Source organism: Streptomyces sp. NPDC038200, from assembly GCF_055600785.1.
Genome location: NZ_JBVJYH010000019.1, coordinates 67647 through 89328, shown reverse-complemented (window position 1 = coordinate 89328; position 21682 = coordinate 67647). Strand labels below are relative to the sequence as shown.

The 21682-nt window shown below is 70.9% G+C and carries 17 protein-coding genes; 9 read left to right on the top strand and 8 right to left on the bottom strand.

Annotated elements, in window-relative coordinates:
* Positions 1 to 212 precede the first annotated feature (212 nt).
* Entirely contained in the window at positions 213 to 1160 is a 948-nt protein-coding gene (locus tag ACZ7KF_RS31455; RefSeq protein ID WP_471082533.1) for a hypothetical protein, read from the top strand.
* 160 nt (positions 1161 to 1320) lie between these two features.
* Here ACZ7KF_RS31455 and ACZ7KF_RS31450 read toward each other — a convergent pair whose 3' ends face one another.
* The gene (locus ACZ7KF_RS31450; RefSeq protein WP_471082807.1) at positions 1321 to 1749 is read right to left on the bottom strand and encodes a Rieske (2Fe-2S) protein; all 429 of its coding nucleotides are present in this window, start codon (positions 1747 to 1749) and stop codon (positions 1321 to 1323) included.
* A gap of 360 nt (positions 1750 to 2109) precedes the next feature.
* Here ACZ7KF_RS31450 and ACZ7KF_RS31445 point away from each other — a divergent pair, with 360 nt between their 5' ends.
* Both ACZ7KF_RS31445 and ACZ7KF_RS31440 read left to right on the top strand, forming a co-directional pair.
* Positions 2110 to 3234 carry a LacI family DNA-binding transcriptional regulator gene (locus ACZ7KF_RS31445; RefSeq protein WP_471082530.1) on the top strand — a complete coding sequence of 375 codons (1125 nt, stop codon included), beginning with the start codon at positions 2110 to 2112 and terminating at the stop codon, positions 3232 to 3234.
* Entirely contained in the window at positions 3231 to 4151 is a 921-nt protein-coding gene (locus tag ACZ7KF_RS31440; protein ID WP_471082527.1) for a carbohydrate kinase family protein, read from the top strand. The genes ACZ7KF_RS31445 and ACZ7KF_RS31440 overlap by 4 nt, the downstream gene beginning before the upstream one ends.
* Positions 4152 to 4351: 200 nt before the next feature.
* On the opposite strand, the gene uvrA is transcribed toward ACZ7KF_RS31440, so the two are convergent.
* Positions 4352 to 7438, bottom strand: coding sequence for an excinuclease ABC subunit UvrA (uvrA, locus tag ACZ7KF_RS31435; RefSeq protein WP_471082524.1), 3087 nt, complete (start codon positions 7436 to 7438; stop codon positions 4352 to 4354).
* A 224-nt stretch (positions 7439 to 7662) separates the two neighbouring features.
* On the opposite strand from uvrA, the gene ACZ7KF_RS31430 reads away from it, so the two are divergent.
* The 5 genes from ACZ7KF_RS31430 (at position 7663) to ACZ7KF_RS31410 (ending at position 12156) form a co-directional block, all read left to right on the top strand.
* Positions 7663 to 8349, top strand: a complete 687-nt coding sequence (locus tag ACZ7KF_RS31430) for a maleylpyruvate isomerase family mycothiol-dependent enzyme (protein ID WP_471082521.1) — start codon at positions 7663 to 7665, stop codon at positions 8347 to 8349.
* Positions 8350 to 8443: 94 nt separating this feature from the next.
* Positions 8444 to 9100 (top strand): MBL fold metallo-hydrolase, encoded by a 657-nt coding sequence (locus ACZ7KF_RS31425; protein ID WP_471082518.1) that lies wholly within the window; start codon positions 8444 to 8446, stop codon positions 9098 to 9100.
* A gap of 434 nt (positions 9101 to 9534) precedes the next feature.
* Complete coding sequence (locus tag ACZ7KF_RS31420) at positions 9535 to 10419, top strand: ABC transporter substrate-binding protein (protein ID WP_471082515.1); 885 nt, start codon at positions 9535 to 9537, stop codon at positions 10417 to 10419.
* Positions 10416 to 11351 (top strand): amino acid ABC transporter permease, encoded by a 936-nt coding sequence (locus ACZ7KF_RS31415; RefSeq protein WP_471082512.1) that lies wholly within the window; start codon positions 10416 to 10418, stop codon positions 11349 to 11351. The genes ACZ7KF_RS31420 and ACZ7KF_RS31415 overlap by 4 nt, the downstream gene beginning before the upstream one ends.
* A gap of 19 nt (positions 11352 to 11370) precedes the next feature.
* Positions 11371 to 12156 carry an amino acid ABC transporter ATP-binding protein gene (locus ACZ7KF_RS31410; protein WP_471082509.1) on the top strand — a complete coding sequence of 262 codons (786 nt, stop codon included), beginning with the start codon at positions 11371 to 11373 and terminating at the stop codon, positions 12154 to 12156.
* 15 nt (positions 12157 to 12171) lie between these two features.
* On the opposite strand, the gene aroQ is transcribed toward ACZ7KF_RS31410, so the two are convergent.
* Positions 12172 to 12645 (bottom strand): type II 3-dehydroquinate dehydratase, encoded by a 474-nt coding sequence (gene aroQ / locus ACZ7KF_RS31405; protein ID WP_471082506.1) that lies wholly within the window; start codon positions 12643 to 12645, stop codon positions 12172 to 12174.
* A gap of 209 nt (positions 12646 to 12854) precedes the next feature.
* Between aroQ and ACZ7KF_RS31400 the strand changes: the two genes are divergently transcribed.
* Positions 12855 to 14126 carry an MFS transporter gene (locus ACZ7KF_RS31400; protein WP_471082804.1) on the top strand — a complete coding sequence of 424 codons (1272 nt, stop codon included), beginning with the start codon at positions 12855 to 12857 and terminating at the stop codon, positions 14124 to 14126.
* A 104-nt stretch (positions 14127 to 14230) separates the two neighbouring features.
* On the opposite strand, the gene ACZ7KF_RS31395 is transcribed toward ACZ7KF_RS31400, so the two are convergent.
* From ACZ7KF_RS31395 to uvrB, 5 genes are all read right to left on the bottom strand, one after another.
* Positions 14231 to 15331 (bottom strand): calcium:cation antiporter, encoded by a 1101-nt coding sequence (locus tag ACZ7KF_RS31395; protein WP_471082504.1) that lies wholly within the window; start codon positions 15329 to 15331, stop codon positions 14231 to 14233.
* Between the two features lie 162 nt (positions 15332 to 15493).
* A complete protein-coding gene (locus ACZ7KF_RS31390) occupies positions 15494 to 16495 on the bottom strand; it encodes a TerC/Alx family metal homeostasis membrane protein (RefSeq protein ID WP_471082501.1) in 1002 nt (333 codons plus the stop codon).
* Positions 16496 to 16718: 223 nt separating this feature from the next.
* Complete coding sequence (locus tag ACZ7KF_RS31385) at positions 16719 to 18707, bottom strand: TerD family protein (RefSeq protein ID WP_471082498.1); 1989 nt, start codon at positions 18705 to 18707, stop codon at positions 16719 to 16721.
* A gap of 63 nt (positions 18708 to 18770) precedes the next feature.
* Positions 18771 to 19349: a TerD family protein gene (locus tag ACZ7KF_RS31380; RefSeq protein ID WP_471082495.1), complete on the bottom strand. Its 579-nt coding sequence runs from the start codon at positions 19347 to 19349 to the stop codon at positions 18771 to 18773.
* Between the two features lie 172 nt (positions 19350 to 19521).
* Positions 19522 to 21651 (bottom strand): excinuclease ABC subunit UvrB, encoded by a 2130-nt coding sequence (gene uvrB / locus ACZ7KF_RS31375; protein ID WP_471082492.1) that lies wholly within the window; start codon positions 21649 to 21651, stop codon positions 19522 to 19524.
* Positions 21652 to 21682 lie beyond the last annotated feature (31 nt).

The following is a 21682-nucleotide window of genomic DNA, read 5'->3' as shown; positions in this document are numbered from 1 at the left end:
GTCCGGCCAGTCGTCCGGAACGACCGGGTCCGAGGTGTTGTCGGGTTCTGGTCAACACGCTTCAATGCGGAGGAACTCGGGGCCGTGCACACATGCGTACGGGCGCGGCGTGCCCAGCCATGGGCGTTCGCGACGCCCACGGGGGTGGCCCCGCACACCCGCACAGGCGGTCTGACCAGCCGTAGCGACACCTCACAGAAAGGCCCGTCGGCATGCTGCATGCCACAGAGCACGCGGACGTCCCCACCGCGGAACTGGACACGGCCCTGCGGGGCGGTCCCTTCCATGTGGCGCTGCGCGCCGCCATCGCCGCACGCGGACTGCCGCTCCAGCGTGTGCAGCACCATCTGTCACGCCATGGGGTGAAGGTGGGCGTCACGAGCCTCAGTTACTGGCAGCAGGGCGCCCGCCGCCCGCAGCGCCCGGAGTCCCTGCGCGCCGTACGGGCGCTGGAGGAGATCCTCCAGCTGCCGGACGAGTCACTGATCCGGCTGCTCGCCGAGTCCGCCGAGCCGGCGGCGGCCGGCCGCCCGGCGGGCCGCTCCTACCGCTCCCTGGTCGAGGCCTCGGACGTCCTGGACCGGCTCACCGCCGACCTCGGCTGGTCCCTGGACGGTGGACTGCACACCCTGGGCCATCACGAATGCGTCCGGATCGGCGCCCGGCGCGAGCTGGTGAGCCGCGAGGCCCACCACATCGTGCGGGCCCACCGCGACGGCGTCGACCGCTTCGTCGCCGTCCACCACGGTGACCCGGGCTGCGATCCGCGCCGCATCACGGTGCACGCCCTGGAGAACTGCCGCACCGGTCGTCTCCGCTGGGACCAGGACACCGGCGTCCTCGTGGCCGAGCTGCTCTTCGGCACCCGGCTGCGCTCCGGCGACACCTTCCTGTTCCGCTACGGCATCGACGACGGCACGGCCGGAACGTCCCGCGAGTATCTCCGCCGGTTCGGCTTCCCCGGCGGCCAGTACGCACTGCAGGTGCGCTTCGACACGGCCGCCCTGCCGGTGCGCTGCCACCGCTTCGCCCAGCACTCGGCGGCGGCTCCGCGCGGCGGCCGCCAGGAACTGTCCGTGACCGGCCCGCACCACAGCGCCCACGTGGTCGAGCCCCGGATCCGGCCGGGCATCGTGGGGATCGCCTGGGACTGGGAGTGAGCGGTCCCGGATCGGGGGTGTGCGGTTCCGCATTGGGCGTGGGCGGTCACGCATCGCGAGTGCACGGTCCCGGATCGGAGGTGGGCGGTCCCGCAGCGCGAGTGCTCGGTTCCGCATTCTCCTTCCGCTGAGCCGCGTTCCCCGGCCCGCCGCCGCCCGGTCAGTCCGCCGGACCGGCGATGATCCTGCCGTTCGTGGTCTTCACCGTCAGCTCGGTCAGGGGCTCGGTGGCCGGCGCCTGGACCACCTTGCCCGTCACGGCATCGAACTGGCTGCCGTGACAGGGGCAGATCAGGGTCGTCCCCTGCAGCTTGTTGATCGGGCACCCCGCGTGCGAGCAGATCGTGCTGTACGCCTTCAGCGCGCCGTCCTTGTCACGGCTGACCACCACGTTGTGATCCCGGTAGAGCTTGGCTCCGCCCTTCGCGACCTCGCCGTCGGCACCGAGGTCCACCGGCGCGGTCGGGGCGGCCGAGGCCGAACCGCTGCCGCCGGGGGCCGAGCATGCGGCCAGGCCGAGCCCGGCGACCGGGGCAGCGGCGGCCCCTCGAAGAACGGTACGGCGGCTGGCGGAGGAGCGGGCGGACATCTGGACTCCACTGGTCAAGGGTGTGCACGGCGACGATACCGGGGCGGAGGGACCGGCCTCGGGGCGGGGCAGGGCGGACCGGGAGCGGAACCGACGGGGAACCCGGCGTGGAACCCGGGTGGGAGGCCAGGCCGCGCCGGGTGGGAGGAGCGGGGAGGCCGGGGACGCACGGGCGGACGTAAACGTTTGCGCAAGCGTTTACGCGCGGGCGGTCATGGGATAACGTCCCGGCCTGAAGGATGGAGAAGCGGCGTTCGAGTGGCCCTGGCTCGGGTGGGCGGGCGGTCACCTCGGGCCCGGTCGGACGACGATCCACCGGGCCGTCGCTCGTCGGCCCGCCGGCTCGGGGAAGGAAGCGCGATGGCCACCATGACGGATGTCGCCCGGAGTGCCGGGGTCTCCGTGGCGACCGTCTCCCACGTCCTCAACGGCACGCGCCCGGTGCTGCCCCACACCCGCCAGGCCGTGCTGGACGCGGTCGACGCCCTGGGCTACACCCCCAACACCCTGGCCCGTTCCCTGGTGACCTCGCGCACCCGCTCCATCGGCCTCGCGGTGTCGGCCATCAGCAACCCGTACTTCACGGAGATCCTCCAAGGTGTCGAGGCCGCCGCCCTGGAGGCGGGCTACAGCCTGCTCATCGCCGATCCGCACGACGACCCCCGGCACGAGCGCAAGGTCGTGCAGTTGCTCCACGAGCGCCGGGTGGACGGCCTGATCGTCGCCCCGTCCGCGGAGCCACGCGACCTCATCGGCTACCTGCGGCGCCACGCGGTACCCACGGTGTTCCTGGACCGGCTGATCGACGAGCCCGGCGCGGGGGACGGTCGGCCGGGCCGCGGCGCGGATGCGGCCACTCCCCCGGACACAGCATGGTTCGACCAGGTCTGTGCCGAGAGCACCGCGCCGACCGCCCTGCTGGTCGGCCACCTCACCGGACTGGGGCACCGCCGGATCGGCCTCATCGCCGGACTGCCCGGACTCAGCACCACCGGAGAACGCGTCTCCGGCTACAAGGAGGGCCTGGCCACCGCCGGTCTGGCCTACGACGAGCGTCTCCTCGTGTCCGGCAACTCCGAGTCGGGCGGCGCGGAGCGGGCCACCGCGGCCCTGCTCGCTCTGCCCGATCCGCCCACGGCGCTCGTCACCGCCAACAACGCGATGACCATCGGTGCCCTGCGCGGGCTGCGCCGGGACGGCCGGTCCGTGCCGGACGACATCGCGCTGTGCTGCTTCGACGACTTCGCCTGGGCCGACCTGTTCTCGCCCCGGCTGACCGCCGTCGCGCAACCCAGCCGGGAGCTGGGCACCGAAGCCGTCCGGCTGCTCCTGGACCGGCTGGACGAGCCGGACCGGCCGTCCCGGACGGTCCGGCTGCCGTGCGCGTTCGTCCACCGCACGTCCTGCGGCTGCCCGGAGGAGCCGGGCGGCGCGGCCGGGCGCCCCGCATCATCCACGCTGTCCGAGAAGGGAACCGCCTCGTGATCGTCGTTGCCGGTGAGGCTCTGATCGACCTGGTACCACAGGGCCGCGGTGCCCTGGCGGACCTGAAGCCGGCGCTCGGCGGCGGCCCGTACAACACCGCGGTGGCCCTCGGCCGGCTCGGTTCCCGCACCGCCTTCTGCTCCCGGACGTCGGACGACGCCTTCGGTGAGGCCCTGCTCGCCGGGCTGCGGCGGGCCGGGGTCGACGTGTCCGGCGTCCAGCGGGGGCCGGAACCGACGACCCTCGCCGTCGCCACGATCGACGCCGCCGGCTCGGCCGCCTACTCCTTCTATGTCGACGGCACCGCCGACCGGCTGTTCACCGCCCCCGCCGCGCTCCCCGCCGGTACGCGCGCGGTGTCCTTCGGCACCTGCTCGCTCGTCCTGGAACCGGGGGCGAGCGCCTACGAGGAGCTGATGCGGACCGCTGCCGCGGACGGGGTGTTCACCGCGCTCGACCCCAATGTGCGGGCGGGACTCATCCCGGACGCGGACGCCTACCGGGCGCGGTTCAAAAGCTGGCTGCCCTCGGTGACGCTGCTGAAGCTGTCCGAGGAGGACGCGGCGTGGCTCGGCGGCACCCCGCGCGAGTGGCTGGCCGCGGGACCGGCGGCGGTGGTGGTCACGCGGGGCGGCGACGGTCTGACCGCGTTCACCCGGGACGGCGGGGAGCATTCCGTACCCGGTGCGAAGACCGAGGTCGTGGACACCATCGGCGCCGGTGACACGGTGAACGCGGCCTTGCTGCACGGACTGGCCGTCCGGGACGCGCTGTCCGCGGAAGCACTCGCCACCCTCGGGACGGAGGGCTGGACACGGCTGCTGCGCTTCGCGGCACGGGCGGCGGCGATCACCTGCTCGCGTGCGGGGGCCGAGCCGCCGTACGCGGCGGAACTGGGTGAGTCGGCCGCGCTGTGAGCGGTCTGCTTTCCCTGTGCTGTTGACACGGTACGGCCGGACCCGCGGCGCAGGGGTGGGACCTCTCGGGCCGCTGGACCGGGCCGGCTGATGAGAGAACGAGCGGTGCCCCGCGGGAAGTTCCCGCGGGGCACCGAATGTTTGACGTGGTGTCAGAGAGCACCGGAGGGCGTTGTTCCACGCCCTCCGGGCCGGCCGTCTCAGGCCGTGCGGGCCCGCGTGGTCTTCTTCGCGGGCGTCGCCTTCTTCGTGGTCTTGGCGGCGGCCTTCTTGGTCGCGGTGTTGTTGGCCTTGGCCGTCACCGTCTTCTTCGCCGTGGACTTGGCCGCCACCGTCTTCTTCGCCGTGGACTTGGCCGCCACCGTCTTCTTCGCCGTGGACTTGGCCGCCGCCTTCCGGGTCGTGCCGCCGCGCTGCGCCCTCACCGGCCCGGCGTCGCTGACGCGGTCGGCGCCGAGGATCTCCCTCAGGAACTTGCCCGTGTGGCTCGCCGGAACCCCGGCGACCTCCTCGGGTGTGCCCTCGGCGACCACCAGGCCACCGCCGGCGCCGCCCTCCGGGCCCATGTCCACGATCCAGTCGGCGGTCTTGATCACGTCGAGGTTGTGCTCGATGACGATGACCGTGTTGCCCTTGTCGACGAGTCCGCCGAGGACCTTGAGCAGCTTGCTGATGTCCTCGAAGTGCAGACCGGTGGTCGGCTCGTCCAGGACGTAGACCGTGCGTCCGGTGGACCGCTTCTGCAGTTCGCTGGCGAGCTTGACGCGCTGCGCCTCGCCACCGGACAGGGTGGTGGCGGACTGGCCGAGGCGGACGTAGCCGAGACCGACGTCGTTCAGCGTGTTGAGGTGGCGGGAGATCGCCGGGACCGCCTCGAAGAAGTGCATGGCCTCCTCGATCGGCATGTTCAGCACCTCGGCGATGGACTTGCCCTTGTAGTGGACCTCCAGGGTCTCCCGGTTGTACCGGGCGCCGTGGCAGACCTCGCACGGGACGTAGACGTCCGGGAGGAAGTTCATCTCGATCTTGATCGTGCCGTCGCCCGCGCAGTTCTCGCAGCGGCCGCCCTTGACGTTGAAGGAGAAGCGTCCGGGCAGGTAGCCCCGGACCTTCGCCTCGGTGGTCTCGGCGAACAGCTTGCGGATGTGGTCGAAGACACCGGTGTAGGTCGCCGGGTTGGACCGCGGGGTGCGGCCGATCGGCGACTGGTCGACGTGCACGACCTTGTCGACCAGGTCGTCGCCGTCCACGCGCGTGTGCCGTCCGGGGACGTTCCGCGCGCCGTTCAGCTCGCGGGCCAGGTGCGTGTAGAGGATGTCGTTGACCAGGGTCGACTTGCCGGAGCCGGAGACGCCGGTGACGGCGGTGAACACGCCCAGCGGGAAGGACACGTCGATGTCCTGGAGGTTGTTCTCGCGGGCGCCGTGCACGGTCAGCTGCCGGGAGGGGTCGAGGGGGCGCCGGATGTCCGGCAGCGGGATCGACCTGCGACCCGAGAGATAGGCACCGGTCTGCGACTCGGTGTTGGCCAGCAGCTCCTTCAGGGAACCGCTGTGCACGACCTTGCCGCCGTGCTCGCCGGCGCCGGGGCCGATGTCCACGATCCAGTCGGCGACCTTGATCGTGTCCTCGTCGTGCTCGACGACGATGAGCGTGTTGCCCATGTCGCGCAGGCGGACGAGGGTCTCGATCAGCCGGTGGTTGTCCCGCTGGTGCAGACCGATGGACGGCTCGTCCAGGACGTACAGGACGCCGACGAGGCCGGAGCCGATCTGGGTGGCCAGACGGATGCGCTGGGCCTCACCGCCGGACAGGGTGCCGGCCGCGCGGTTGAGCGAGAGGTAGTCCAGGCCGACGTCGACCAGGAACCGCAGCCGCTCGTTGACCTCCTTCAGCACCCGCTCGGCGATCTTCTTGTCGCGGGCGTTCAGCTTCAGCTCGCCCAGGAATTCCGCGCAGTCGCTGATCGACATCGCGGAGACCTCGGCGATCGACTTCTCCATGATCGTGACCGCGAGGACGATCGGCTTCAGACGCGTGCCCTCGCAGGAGGGGCAGGGCACCTCGCGCATGTAGCCCTCGAAGCGCTCGCGGCTGGCGTCGCTCTCGGCCTCGCTGTGCCGGCGCTTGACGAAGGGCACGGCGCCTTCGAAGGGCGTGGTGTAGACGCGCTCCCTGCCGTACCGGTTGCGGTAGCGCACCTCGATCTGGGTCTTGTGGCCGTGCAGCAGGGCCTTCTTGGCCCGCTGCGGCAGGCCCGCGAAGGGGATGTCCGTGCGGAACCCGAGGGCGTCGGCGAGGGCGCCGATCAAGCGGCCGAAGTAGTCCTTGGTGTGCCCGTGCGACCAGGGGTGGATGGCCCCCTCGTCCAGGGACTTGTCCTCGTCCGGGACGATCAGCTCCGGGTCGACCTCCATGCGCGTGCCGATGCCGGTGCACTCGGGGCAGGCGCCGAAGGGCGAGTTGAAGGAGAAGGAGCGGGGCTCCAGCTCCTCGAAGGACAGGTCGTCGTACGGGCAGTACAGGTGCTCCGAGTACATGCGCTCGCGCTCGGGGTCGTCCTCCGGGAGATCCACGAAGTCGAGCACGACCATGCCGCCGGACAGGCCGAGGGCGGTCTCCACCGAGTCGGTGAGGCGGCGCTTGGCGGACTCCTTCACCGTGAGGCGGTCCACGACCACCTCGATGGTGTGCTTCTCCTGCTTCTTCAGGGTCGGCGGTTCGGACAGCTGGACGGTCTGGCCGTCCACCCGCGCGCGGGAGTAGCCCTTGGTCTGCAGGTCGGCGAAGAGGTCGACGAACTCGCCCTTGCGCTCGCGCACCAGCGGGGACAGCACCTGGAAGCGGCTGCCCTCCGGCAGCTCCAGGACCTTGTCGACGATGGCCTGCGGCGACTGGCGCGAGATCGGGCGGCCGCACTCGGGACAGTGCGGCTTGCCGATGCGCGCGAAGAGCAGACGCAGGTAGTCGTAGACCTCGGTGATCGTGCCGACCGTCGAGCGCGGGTTGCGCGAGGTCGACTTCTGGTCGATGGACACCGCCGGAGAGAGGCCCTCGATGAAGTCGACGTCGGGCTTGTCCATCTGGCCGAGGAACTGCCGTGCGTACGAGGAGAGCGACTCCACGTAACGGCGCTGGCCCTCGGCGAAGATCGTGTCGAAGGCCAGGGAGGACTTGCCCGACCCGGACAGGCCCGTGAAGACGATGAGCGAGTCACGAGGCAGGTCGAGCGAGACATTCTTCAGGTTGTGCTCGCGCGCGCCACGGACGATGAGACGGTCGGCCACGCCGGTCCGCACCTTTCTTGAGAGAAGTGACAGGGGCGGGGCCCCCGTGCTTCTTCAGACTAGGGGGAGCCACTGACAACGCCGGTCGGATTACCCGGTTGCATAACAACCCCCGGCTCTCCAGCATGCCCGACGTCGCCTTCGACCATATAGCACGTGCATTCGAATTACGGACGAGGTTCGTCACCTTCACCCGAAGGGGTGGCCGCACTAGGGTCGGCGCCATGATTGATCACGCTCATGACCTGGCCCGTGTACGGGAAGCGACGGATCGGCTCCTCACCGCGGTCGCCGAACTGGACAACGCCTCGCTCGCCGAGCCGTCACGGCTTCCGGGGTGGAGCCGCGGGCACGTCCTCGCCCACCTCGCCCGGAACGCGGACGCGCTCGTGAACGTCCTCGACGGCCGGCCCATGTACGAGAGCGCCGCGGCACGGGACGCCGACATCGAGCGGGACGCCCCGCGGCCGCTGGCGGAGCAGGTCGCCGACGTCCGGGAGAGCGCGGCCCGCTTCCAGGCGGCCGGGGACGCGCCCGCCGACTGGTCGCGCACCGTGGAGCTGCGCAACGGTGTCACCGACTCCGCGTCCCGCGTGCCGTTCCGCCGGTGGGGGGAGGTGGAGCTGCACCACGTCGACCTGGGGACCGGCTACGAGCTGGAGGATCTTCCGGAAGAGTTCCTGGAGCGGGAGACCGGCTTCCTCACCGATCGCTTCGCCGGCCACCCCGACGTCCCGGCGACCCGGGTCACGGACGGGACGCGCGCGTGGGACACGGGGCGCGCGGCGGACGAGCCCGAGGTCACGGTCTCCGGCCGGCCGGCGGACCTGGTGGGCTGGCTCGCCGGGCGCCGTGACGGGGCGGCGCTGGAGGTGCGGGGCGGGGCCCTGCCGAAGCTCCCTCCGCTCTAGGCGGACCGCCGCCCGGGGCCGCCCGGACGGTCGTCCCGGGGCCCGCCCGCCGGACGGCCGTCCACGGGGGCTCCCCCGCTATAGGCTGGCCGTCATGACGTACTCCGGAGAGGTCAAGGTCGGCGGACCGGCGGATGTGCACGAGCTGAAAGACCTGATGATCACCAAGATCGCGGTCGGCCCGATGGACAACAACGCCTATCTGCTGCGCTGCCGGGCCACCGACGAGCAGCTCCTGATCGACGCCGCCAACGAGGCGGGGACGCTTCTCGGCATGATCGGTCACGACGGCATCGCGTCCGTCGTCACCACGCATCAGCACGGTGACCACTGGCAGGCACTGGCCGAGGTCGTCGCGGCCACGGGCGCGCGTACGTACGCCGGTCGCGACGACACCGCCGGCATCCCGGTGCCCACCGACGTCCCCGTCGACGACGGCGATGTCATCAGGGTGGGCCAGGTCGAGCTCACCGCGCGCCATCTCGTGGGGCACACGCCCGGTTCGATCGCGCTGGTCTACGACGACCCGCACGGCCATCCGCACGTCTTCACCGGCGACTGCCTCTTCCCGGGCGGCGTCGGCAACACGCGCAAGGACCCGAAGGCCTTCGCCAGCCTGATCCACGACGTGGAGACGAAGATCTTCGGCGTGCTGCCGGACGAGACCTGGGTGTATCCGGGCCACGGCAACGACACCACGCTGGGCGCGGAACGCCCGCATCTGCCGGAGTGGCACGCGCGCGGGTGGTGAGCGGGCGCGGGGCGGCTCACGGCGCGCCCCCTCGGCCAGCGCCTGGTGCCGAGGAGAAGCTCCGGCGCGCAGGCCGTACACCCGCCCCCCGGGCCCAAGTCACCCACGCGCCGGGCGCACGCCTCGCACCAACGCCCGGCGCGTACCACTCCCGCGCGCCCCGTGTGAACCTTTCGCACGCACCGAACCCCCGTACGCACTCCCGGAGAGCCGTCGTCCGCAGTCAACTGGTAGCAGCCCCGCGCAGGATGACGGCTCCTGAGCGGTAGGGGCCGCCGGTCTCCAACCCCGCCCTCGGCCGGCGGCCCAGGCCCGCCCACGCGCGCGTGGGCGCCGTACCGCCGCGTTCACACAGCCGCAACACCCGTTCCCAGCATGCGGACAAAGACCGCCTTGACCTGGACAGACGCGGCGTTCGCTGTCACTCTCCCGCCATGCATCCTGCCCCTCGCGCCCTGCGCCGCGCGGTCGCCGCCGCCACCGTAGCCCTGCTCGCCACCGCCGTCGGCTGCGCTCCGCAGCCCGAGGAGAAGGCATCGGCCGCCCCGTCCGGTTCGGCCGCGCAGAGCTGCGCCCAGGGCAAGCTCGCGACCGAGACGTCCGGGAAGCTGACGATCGCGACGGACGAACCGGCGTACGAGCCCTGGTTCAAGGACGACAAGCCCGCCAACGGCAAGGGCTTCGAGTCGGCGGTCGCCTACGCCGTGGCGAAGCAGCTGGGGTACGACAAGAGCGCGGTCGTATGGCAGAGCGTGCCCTTCAACAAGGCGTTCGCGCCCGGGGAGAAGACGTTCGACTTCGACATCAACCAGGTGTCGATCAGTGCCGAGCGCAAGAAGGCCGTGGACTTCTCCTCCGGTTACTACGACGTGCGCCAGGCCGTCATCGCGCTCAAGGGCGGCAAGGCCGCCAAGGCGACGAGCGTCGCGGACCTGAGGAAGCTGAAGCTGGGCGCCCAGGTGGGCACCACCAGCCTCGACTACATCACCGACCTCGTGAAGCCGACGCAGGACGCAGCCGTCTACGCCAAGAACGACCAGGCCAAGTCCGCGCTGAAGAACGGTCAGGTCGACGCCATCGTCACCGACCTGCCGACGGCGTTCTACATCACCGCGGCCGAGGTGACGGACGCGCAGATCGTCGGCCAGTTCGAGAACCAGGGCGGCACGCCCGAGCAGTTCGGGCTCGTGCTGGACAAGGGCAGCGCGCTGACCTCGTGCGTGACCGGTGCCGTCGACGCCCTGCGCAAGGACGGCACGCTGGCCCGGATCGAGAAGCAGTGGCTCTCGGACGCCGTCGACGCTCCGGTGCTCAAGTGACGGTCGTCAAGGGCGAGTCGGCCCGAGAAGGGGCGGACGACGAGGGTGACATGACCGGTGGCGCCGGTGACGGGGTCCCCGGCGACGCCTACGTCCCCTCCGAGCGGCGGCTGGCACGTGAGCGCTACCAGCGCGGGCGGGCCCGCCGTGCCACGGCCGTCGCGGCGCTGTCGACCCTCGTCACGGCCGCCGTGCTCTACCTGGTCGTGGTCGAGGCCCCGGGCTGGCCGCGCACCAAGGAGACGTTCTTCAGCGCGCACTACGCGCGCGAGGCGCTGCCGAAGGTCCTCGACGGGCTGTGGCTGAACGTCCGTCTGCTGCTGATCTGCGGTGCCGCCGTGCTGGTCCTGGGCATGCTGATCGCCATCGCACGGACCCTGCGCGGCCCGGTGTTCTTCCCGCTCCGGGTGCTGGCGGCGGCCTACACCGACTTCTTCCGCGGTCTGCCGCTGATCATCAACCTGATGATCGTGGTCCTGGGCGTGCCGGCGCTGCGGCTGCAGGGGGTGACGGTCGATCCGGTGCTGCTCGGCGGCACGGCGTTGACACTGACGTACTCGGCGTACGTGGCGGAGGTGTTCCGGGCCGGCATCGAGTCCGTCCATCCCTCGCAGCGCGCGGCGGCGCGCTCGCTGGGTCTCACCAACCGGCAGGCCCTGCGCTACGTCGTGCTGCCCCAAGCGGTGCGCCGCCAGGTGCCGCCGCTGCTCAACGACCTGGTGTCACTGCAGAAGGACACCGGTCTGGTGTCCATCGGGGGCGCGGTGGACGCCGTACGGGCGGCCGACATCATCGTGGGCCGCAGTCTGAACTACACGCCGTACATCGTCGCGGGCCTGGTGTTCGTGGCGCTGACCATTCCGATGACCCGGTTCACCGACTGGGTCACGGCCCGGATGGACCGGCAGCGGGCCCAGGGAGGATCCCTGTGAGCGCCTGGGGAGGATCCCGATGAGCACGCATGAGAGCACCGTGAGCACGCCCCCGAGCGGTGCTCCCGTCCTGCGGATGGAATCCGTCCGCAAGACCTTCGGCGGCTCGGTCGTCCTGCGGGACGTCGACCTGGAGGTCGCCCCGCACACGGTGACCGCGCTGATCGGCGCCTCCGGCTCGGGCAAGTCCACACTGCTGCGCTGTGCCAACCTGCTGGAGGAGATCGACGACGGCGCGATCTGGCTGGACGGCGAGGAGATCACCGACCCACGGGCGGACCAGGACGCGGTCCGGCGCCGGATCGGCGTCGTCTTCCAGGCGTACAACCTCTTCCCGCACATGACCGTGCTCGACAACATCACGCTCGCGCCGCGCCGGGTGCACGGTGCCTCCCGCGCCGAGGCCGAGGAGCGGGCCAGGACCCTGCTGGAGCGCCTCGGACTCGGTGGCAAGGCGGATGCCTACCCGGACCGGCTCAGCGGCGGCCAGCAGCAGCGTGTGGCGATCGTACGAGCCCTCGCGGCGAGGCCCCGGCTGTTGCTGCTGGACGAGATCACGGCCGCGCTCGACCCCGAACTCGTGGGCGAGGTGCTGGAGGTGGTCCGCGGTCTGAAGGACGAGGGCATGACGATGGTCCTGGCCACGCACGAGATGGGGTTCGCGCGGGACGTCGCCGACCAGGTGTGCTTCCTGGACGGCGGGGTCGTGCTGGAGCGCGGCACCGCCGAACAGGTCTTCGGCGACCCGCGGCAGGAGCGCACGCGGCGGTTCCTGCGGCGGATCGTGGAGGCGGGGCGGCTGTAGTCCCCGCGCGCGGGGCTACGCGTCCGCCCGCGCCGCCCCGATCAGCGCCGCGACCCGCTCCACGCCGAACACATAGCCCTGCACTCCGCAGCCGGCGATCACGCCGTCGGCGCGCAGCGAGACGTACGAGTGGTGCCGGAACGATTCGCGCTGGTGGATGTTGGAGATGTGCACCTCCAGCACCGGCAGGCCGTCGCAGGTGTTGAGCGCGTCCAGGAGGGCGACCGACGTGTGCGAGTAGGCTCCCGGGTTGATGACGATCCCGCAGTGGTTCAGCCGTGCCTCGTGGATCCAGTCGACCAGTTCGCCCTCGTGGTTGGACTGCCGGAAGTCCACCGTGCCGCCGTGTGCGGCCGCGGCCTTGGCGCACAGCGCCTCCACGTCGGCCAGTGTGTCCCTGCCGTAGATCTCGGGCTGGCGCTGGCCGAGCAGATTCAGGTTGGGCCCGTTGAGGATCATGATCGGGGCGTTGGCCAGGGTGCGGGGCACGATTCCTCCGGTCGGTTCGGGCGGTGCGTCTACGACCGCTGCTCGCACCCGGTCTATCACGCCGGCCCGGGCGGTCGGCGGGCCGTGCACGCCGGTCGCCACGGCGCTCACCCTGGTCCCGTGATCACCTCCGCACGCCCCCGTAACCCTCGATCACTGTGGGTAGTTGACGCAGCATGCACGATGTACGCGCCGTAAGCACCCCGTCCATGCTGCGGCTCGCCGCCGCCTCGCTCGCCGGGACGGCGATCGAGTTCTACGACTTCTTCGTCTACGGGACCGCTGCGGCCCTGGTTCTGGGGCCGCTGTTCTTCCCGACGTTCTCACCGGTCGCGGCGACGCTGGCGGCCTTCGGGACGTTCGGGGTCGGGTTCGTGGCCCGGCCGCTCGGCTCGGTGCTCTTCGGGCACCTCGGGGACCGGCGCGGGCGTCGGCCGGTGCTCGTCGCCTCGCTGCTGCTCACCGGCGCCTCCACCGTCGCGGTGGGCTGTGTGCCGACGTACGGATCCATCGGCGTGGCCGCGCCCGTGCTGCTGCTCGTCCTGCGCTTCCTGCAGGGGCTGGGGCTCGGCGGGGAGTGGGGAGGGGCGGTGCTGCTGACCGCCGAGCACGCTCCCGCCGGGCGGCGCGCCCTGTGGTCGAGCTTCCCCCAGGTGGGGCCGGCGCTCGGCTTCGCCCTGGCCAACGGGGTGATGCTCGCCCTGTCCACGGCGCTGTCCGACGCCGAGTTCGCGGGCTGGGGCTGGCGCGTGCCGTTCTGGGCGGCCGGCGTGCTCGCACTGGCCGGTCTGTGGTTGCGCTCGTCCCTCGCGGAGAGCCCGCGGTTCCTGGAGATCGACGACCCCGCGCGCGTGCCGCTCGTCGAGGTCGTACGGCACCACGGGCGGCTGGTGCTGCTGACGGCGGGGGCGCTGGCGGTCGGTTACGCGGTGTTCTACGCGGTGACGACCTGGTCGCTGGCGTACGCGACGGATCGGCTCGGCGTGAGCCGTACGGTCATGCTGATGTGCATCATGGGCGCGGTGGTCGTGAACGGCGTGCTGACGCCCGTCGTCGCCCTCTTCGGCGACCGGTACGGACGCCGGCCGATGTGCCTGACCGGATGCGCGGCCTGCGTCCTGTGGATGTTTCCGATGGTCGCCCTGCTGGCGACCGGTGAGCCGCTGCTGATGTTCGTCGCCATCCTGGGTGCCCTGCTCGCCTTCGTCACCATGTTCGCGGTGATCGCCGCCTACCTGCCGGAGTTGTACGAGCCCCGGGTGCGCTGCACGGGCGCCGCTGTCGGCTACAACCTCGGCGGGGTCCTGGGCGGCGCCCTCACCCCGATCGTGGCCACGGCGCTCGCGGAGCGTGGGGGACGGGTCCCGTGGGGCGTGGGGGCGTATCTGACGGGCATCGCGCTGATCAGCCTGGTGTGTTTCGCACTGCTGCCGGAGACCCGCCCGGTACCGGCTCCGGCGGTGGAACCGGTCACGAGCTGACCGGAAGACGGACCCGGGGCGGGCCGGACGCTGTGGTGCCATCCGGACGTGGGGGGCCGGACGGTGGGGCCTGCCGGCCGGACGTGGTGCGGGCCGGGCGTCGGCTAGGGGTTGATCGCCAGTTCCAGGTAGGCGGCGAACACCACCAGATGGACACCGCCCTGCAGGGGCGTGGCCCGGCCCGGCACCACGGTCAGGGAACTGACCACGACCGTCAGCGCGAGCAGCAGCATGTGGGTCGAGCCGAGGCCGAGGACGAGCGGCCCCGACAGCCAGATGGAGGCGAGCGCCACGGCGGGGATGGTCAGGCCGATGCTGGCCATCGCGGAGCCGAGCGCGAGGTTGAGGCTGGTCTGCACCCGGTCACGGCGTGCCGAGCGCAGCGCGGCGATCGTCTCCGGCAGCAGGACGAGCAGGGCGATGATCACACCGACCACCGCCTGCGGCAGCCCCGCCGCCGCCACACCCGACTCGATGGTGGGTGACACGCTCTTGGCCAGGCCGACCACTCCGACGAGTGCCAGGCCGAGCAGGCCGAGGCTGATCCAGGCGGTGCGCGCGGACGGAGGTGTGGCGTGACCGTCCGCGGTGATGACCTCGCCCTGCCGGGAGACGGGCAGGAAGTAGTCACGGTGCCGCACGGTCTGGGTGGTCACGAACAACCCGTACAGGATCAGTGAGGACAGCGCCGCGAAGGTCAGCTGGACCGAGGAGAACTCGGGGCCGGGCTTGCTGGTGGTGAAGGTCGGCAGGACGAGGCTGAGCGTGGCCAACGTCGCCACGGTCGCCAGTGCCGCACCGGTGCCCTCGGGGTTGAAGACCGCCGTGCCGTGCCGCAGGGAGGCGACCAGCAGACAGAGCCCGACGATGCCGTTGCAGGTGATCATCACGGCGGCGAAGACGGTGTCCCGGGCGAGGGTGGAACTCTTGTCGCCGCCGTCGGCCATGAGGGTGACGATCAGGGCCACCTCGATGATCGTGACGGCGATGGCGAGGACCAGGGATCCGAAGGGCTCGCCCACCCGGTGGGCGATCACCTCGGCGTGGTGCACCGCCGCCAGAACGGCACCGGCGAGTACGAGGGTCACCAGGGCCACGACTGCGCCGGGCAGGTGCCGGCCCCAGGTGAAGACCAGCAGGACGACCGCGAGCACCGGCACGAGGATCGTCCATTGACGGGTGAGCGACCGGAGCCGAGTGATCATGCGGCGATGGTCGCAGAGGCGTACAGGGTTCGCATTCCGTTCTTTTCGGATACCTCTCATCCTTTCCGGTGCGGGGGGCCGGTGCCGGTGGGACCGGCCCCCCGCGTCGCGAGGAGATGCCACTGAGGGGCAGTGCGGGAGCGCGGGCTTCCCGGACGGCGGTCAGACGTCGGCCTTGTCCTTGCGGGCGCCTTCGCCGGCGGCGTTCGCCGCCTCTGCCGCCGCCTGCTTCTTGGAGGCCAGCAGGCTGGTGACCGTCGTGACGACGAGGACCGCGCAGATCACACCGAGCGACACGGGGATGCTGATCTCGGGCACATGGACACCGGACTCGTGCAGGGCGTGCAGCACCAGCTTGACGCCGATGAAGCCGAGGATGATCGACAGCCCGTACGAGAGGTGGACCAGCTTCCTGAGCAGCCCGCCGATGAGGAAGTACAGCTGACGCAGCCCCATCAGGGCGAACGCGTTGGCGGTGAAGACGATGTACGGGTCCTGGGTCAGTCCGAAGATCGCGGGGATGGAGTCCAGGGCGAACAGTACGTCCGTGGTACCGATGGCGAGCATCACGACCAGCATCGGCGTCATGACGCGCTTGCCGTTCTGCTGGATCCACAGCTTGGTGCCGTGGTACTGGTCGGCCACGCCGAACTTGCGCTCCGCGGCCTTCAGCAGCTTGTTCTCCTCGTACTCCTCGTCGTCCTCGTCCGCGCGGGCCTCCTGGACCAGCTTCCAGGCGGTCCAGATCAGGAACGCGCCGAAGAGGAAGAACACCCAGGAGAAGCTCGCGATGATCGCGGCTCCGGCGGCGATGAAGACGGCCCTCAGGACCAGGGCTATGAGGACACCCACGAGCAGGACGCGCTGCTGGTACTGGGCGGGCACCGCGAACTTCGCCATGATCAGGACGAAGACGAAGAGGTTGTCGACGCTCAGCGACTTCTCGGTGATGAAGCCCGCGAAGAACTCGCCGGCCGGCTGTCCGCCGCCGAAGACGAGGAGACCGAGACCGAAGAGCCCGGCCAGGGCGATCCAGACGACCGTCCAGATTCCCGCTTCCTTGATCGACACCTCGTGCGGCTTGCGACCGATGAAGAAATCGACCGCGATCAAGGCGGCCAATCCCGCGATGGTGAGGACCCACAGGGTCAGGGAGACTTCCATTGCACCTCCGGCAGTACGTCACGGCAAACACATCAGCGCTGTCGCTGCCGGAGGTCTCCTCCACCCACGTCGGGCCGACGCCCCGGGACTCGAAACGGTCCGTACTGACGGGTGCGCCGCAATCAGGGAGTACTCCCCTCCGCACGGAAGACAGTACCCCAATCACCAAGGAAAGGTAAAGGGATTGGTAAAACAAATTCCAAGTTGCCTGGTCAATACGCCTTTACTGTTGCTTGGTGCGGGACTTGGCCACCTCGGCCAGGACCTCTTGCAGGACGCGGCTGCCGACCGGTACGAGTGAGGGCTCGTACGTCCAGGCGTGACCGATCCACGGATCGGCGAGATGGTCGTCGGGAAAGGGAGTGAGTCGCAGCAGCGAACGCCACAGGGGATCGAGCAACGGCCCGTAGGCGGCGGCGTCCTCCCGGTCGGCGACCAGCAGGAGATGCACGCCGACGGCCGGCCCCTCGTCGGCCAGATAGCGCAGCCGGGTCACCGACCGCTCGTCGAAGCCGTGCGGGAAGTCGTTGACGATCAGGAGCTGCCGCGCGGTGTCCACGTCGGCCGGCAGCGACTCGGCCGCGTCGCCGCGCACCGCCATCTGCACCAGGTCGACCCGCCGGGTGAGCCTCTCCAGCACCTGGGCGACCCCCGCCGCGCCGGTCGCGGGCGGCGCCGCGAGGACTCCCGCCTGCGTCAGCGGCAGCAGGGCCCGGGCCCCGGCACCGGCCGGGTCGATGACCCGCACGGCGAACGCCCCGGCGGGGTGGACGGCCAGCAGGCGCGCCGCGAGGGCGACCGCCGCTTCCATGGCCAGGTGCCGCAGCTCGGCGCAGTCAGCAACGTGGTCGTCGTCGGCTGCCGCGGGACCGCTGTCGATCCACAGGCCCCGTTCCAGTGGCAGCCGGACCAGCAGGGGAATGCGCAGGGGGACGCTTTCGGGGAGGTGGAGATCGCCGAGCCGCAGGGCCATCGGCGACTCGGCGGGGACGCGGTAGGCGTGCCAGACGGGGTCGTCCCACCGGGCGCAGGCGGGCGACAGCGCGGGCTCGACCACCTCGGCTTCGGCCGTGAGCTGGTCGAGGTCGCGGTCGAGAGCCGCGCGCGCCTGGTCGGCCAGCTCGGTCCGGCGAGCGTGGGCCGCCTCGCGGGCGGCGTCTCCCGCCGTGCCGAGCCGTTGGCGCGGGTCGGCGAGGGCTTGGTCCAGCTCCCGCTCCAACCGGGAGTCCGCGAACTCGACCGCCCTGCGGTAGGCGGCCGTGGTGCGGGCCAGGTCCTCGAACATGCCCCAGACCTGGTTGTACAGCCGCTCCTCCATCGACCAGCCGACGGCGTCTCCGGCGACGGGCCGGGCGGCCTGTCCGTCAACGAGCGAGGGGGCCGGGGGCGGGGGTGGGGGCGGGGTGTCACGGGCGCGGCGCGGGTGTGTGTAGTCGACCGGGCCGCCGGGAGGCCGGATGTCCGGACCGCTGCCCTCGTGCGGGTCCTGCCAGGCGTGCGGGTGGGACGGCTCCGCCGGTGCGGAAGCGGAAGCCGCCTGCGGAGCCGGAGAGGCCAGCGGGGTGGGAGAGAGCGGCGGTGCCGGAGGGGTCTGCGGCGCGGCCGTGGAGGCGGTCCGCGACGCCGGCTCGGTCGACGGGGTGGGGATCGGGCGGGGCAGGCTGTGGGCGGCCGCCTCGTGGATGGCCGTCGCGAGGTCGTCGGCGTCGCGCAGCCCCTGGTCGGCGAGGAGTGCGGGAAGGCCACCCGCATACCCCTGGCCCATCGCACGCACTTTCCAGGCGCCCTGCCTGCGGTACAGCTCCAGGGCGATCACCGCGGCCTCGGCGTCCAGGCCGGTGAGGGTGAAGCAGGCGAGTTCGGTGCCGTCGAGGCCGTTCACCGTGGTGTGCGGGGCCGGGACGGCACCGAAGCGCAGCGGGCTGCCCGTGGTGCCGATCGGCAGGGCCAGGAACACACCCACGCGGTGCACGGCCTCGGGCAGTGCGCCCAGGTCGACGGTGAGGCGGTGCTCGGCGGCGGCCTGCCGGGGTGTCTCGACACCGGGCTGTACGGGGGATCCGGAGTGGGCCACCCACTCGCGGCCGTGCACGGTGCCGTGCTCGTCACCGAGGGTGGCTCCGGCCAGGACCGGCACCCCGGCCGAGATCCGGATCTCCAGCCGCACCTGGGACAGCGGGTGGTTCTGCCCTCGCACCAGCTCAGCCGTCATCGCCGTCGCCCCCCTGTGTCGTTCCGTCGTGCGTTCCGCGCCCGGTGGGCCGGCGGTCCCGCCCTAGAGGTGCGGCAGGATCGTCGGCATCAGGTCCTGGAAGGTGCGGCCGTTGGCCGGGGCGCCGATGGCGGTCATCGTCCAGCCGGAGCCTGCCCGCTGCACCTTGGCCATGATCTGGGCGGTGTACTCGCCGCCGCCGGCCAGGGTGTAGCGGGCCAGTTCCTGGCCGGTGGTCTCGTCCACGAGACGGCAGAACGCGTTCTGCACCTCCTGGAAGGTCTGGCCGGTGAAGGAGTTCACCGTGAAGACGATCTGGTCGATGTGGACCGGGACGCGCTGCAGGTCCACCAGGATCGCCTCGTCGTCCCCGCCCTGGCCGACGCCGCCCACGAGGTTGTCACCGGTGTGGCGCACGGAACCGTCGTCGCTCACCAGGTGGCGGAAGAAGACGACGTCCTCGGGGTTCCCGCCGGCGAAGAGGACCGCCGAGGCGTCCAGGTCGATCTCGCGGGTGCGGGAGCCGAACAGGCCGCGCCGCTTCGCCGCCTGCCAGCCGAGCCCCATGCGGACCGCGGTCAGGGAGGCCCCGTCCTTCTTCTCCAGGCTGATGGCCTGACCCTTGGACAAGTTGACGGACACGGCTGAATCCCCTTTCGACGGTCCCCTGTTGCCGCGCCGAGCTGCTTGCTGCGCCCCGCGCGGTTGTCCAGAACCCTACGCAGGGCCACCGACAGTGCCGACCCCGGTCCGCGCTTTGTGTCGGTGTTGCAACACTTGGCGTAAATGCCGTGGTCGGCGGTGATGCGGAGGGTCAGGCGAGGCCGGCCTCCCGCATCTGGCGCAGTTCCTTCTTCATCTCGGAGACCTCGTCGCGCAGCCGGGCAGCGATCTCGAACTGCAGCTCCGCGGCTGCGGCGCGCATCCGCTCGGTCATCTCCTCGATCTGCTCGGCCAGCTCGGCGGCCGGACGGTCCGTGGGCACCGCCTTCCCCTTGGCGGCCTTGGCGCCCTTGGCCGCCTTGTCGCCGAGCGAGGGAACGGGGGCCTTGGCGCCCTTGCCGTCCTTCGTCTTGCGGTAGCCGGAGCCGAGGAGCTGCTCGGTGTCGACCTCTTCGCGGGCGATCTGCGCCACGATGTCGTTGATCTTCTTGCGCAGCGGCTGTGGATCGATGCCGTTCGCCTTGTTGTAGGCGATCTGCTTCTCCCGGCGGCGGTTGGTCTCGTCGATGGCCTTCTCCATCGCCGGGGTGATCTTGTCGGCGTACATGTGGACCTGGCCGGAGACGTTGCGCGCCGCGCGGCCGATGGTCTGGATCAGCGAGGTACCGGAGCGGAGGAAGCCCTCCTTGTCGGCGTCCAGGATCGCCACCAGGGACACCTCGGGCAGGTCGAGGCCCTCGCGGAGGAGGTTGATGCCGACCAGGACGTCGTACTCACCGGCGCGCAGCTCTCGCAGCAGTTCGATACGGCGGAGCGTGTCGACGTCGCTGTGCAGATAGCGCACCTGGATGCCGAGTTCCAGGAAGTAGTCGGTGAGGTCCTCGGCCATCTTCTTGGTCAGTGTGGTGACGAGGACCCGCTCGTCCTTCTCGGTGCGCTTGCGGATCTCGTGCACCAGGTCGTCGATCTGGCCCTCGGTGGGCTTGACCACGACCTCCGGGTCGACCAGGCCGGTCGGGCGGATGATCTGCTCGACGACGCCGTCCGAGCGCGACATCTCGTAGGTGCCCGGGGTGGCCGACAGGTAGACGGTCTGGCCGATGCGCTCCTGGAACTCCTCCCACTTCAGAGGGCGGTTGTCCAGGGCGGAGGGCAGGCGGAAGCCGTGGTCCACGAGGGTGCGCTTGCGGGAGGCGTCGCCCTCGTACATGGCGCCGATCTGCGGAACGGTGACGTGCGACTCGTCGATGACGAGCAGGAAGTCGTCGGGGAAGTAGTCCAGCAGGGTGTTGGGCGGGGAACCGGGCAGACGGCCGTCGAAGTGCATCGAGTAGTTCTCCACGCCGGAGCAGGTGCCGATCTGGCGGAGCATCTCGATGTCGTACGTGGTGCGCATCCGCAGGCGCTGGGCCTCCAGGAGCTTGCCCTGCTTCTCCAGCTCCGCCAGGCGCTCCCCCAGCTCCTTCTCGATGTCGTTGACGGCCCGCTCCATGCGCTCGGGGCCGGCGACGTAGTGCGAGGCGGGGAAGACGTAGAGGTGCTGGTCGTCGCTGATGATCTCGCCGGTGATCGGGTGGAGCGTGGACAGCGCCTCGATCTCGTCGCCGAACATCTCGATGCGGACGGCCAGCTCCTCGTAGACCGGGAAGATCTCGATGGTGTCGCCGCGGACCCGGAAGGTGCCCCGGGTGAAGGCCATGTCGTTGCGCGTGTACTGGATGTCGACGAAGCGGCGCAGCAGCTCGTCCCGGTCGATCTCGTCGCCGACCCTGAGCGGGACCATGCGGTCCACGTACTCCTGCGGAGTGCCGAGGCCGTAGATGCAGGACACCGAGGCGACCACGACGACGTCACGGCGGGTGAGCAGCGAGTTGGTGGCCGAGTGGCGGAGGCGCTCGACCTCCTCGTTGATCGAGGAGTCCTTCTCGATGTAGGTGTCCGACTGGGGGACGTAGGCCTCGGGCTGGTAGTAGTCGTAGTACGAGACGAAGTACTCGACCGCGTTGTTCGGCAACAGCTCGCGGAACTCGTTGGCCAGCTGGGCGGCCAGGGTCTTGTTCGGCGCCATCACCAGCGTGGGGCGCTGGACCTTCTCGATCATCCACGCGGTGGTGGCGGACTTGCCGGTGCCGGTCGCGCCCAGGAGGACGACGTCCTTCTCACCGGCCTGGACGCGCTTGGCCAGGTCGGCGATGGCGGTCGGCTGGTCGCCGCTGGGCTGGTAGGGACTGACGACCTCGAAAGGCGCCACCGTGCGTTCGATGTGGGAAACGGGCCGCATGTCATCAACCGTACGACCCCGCACTGACAAC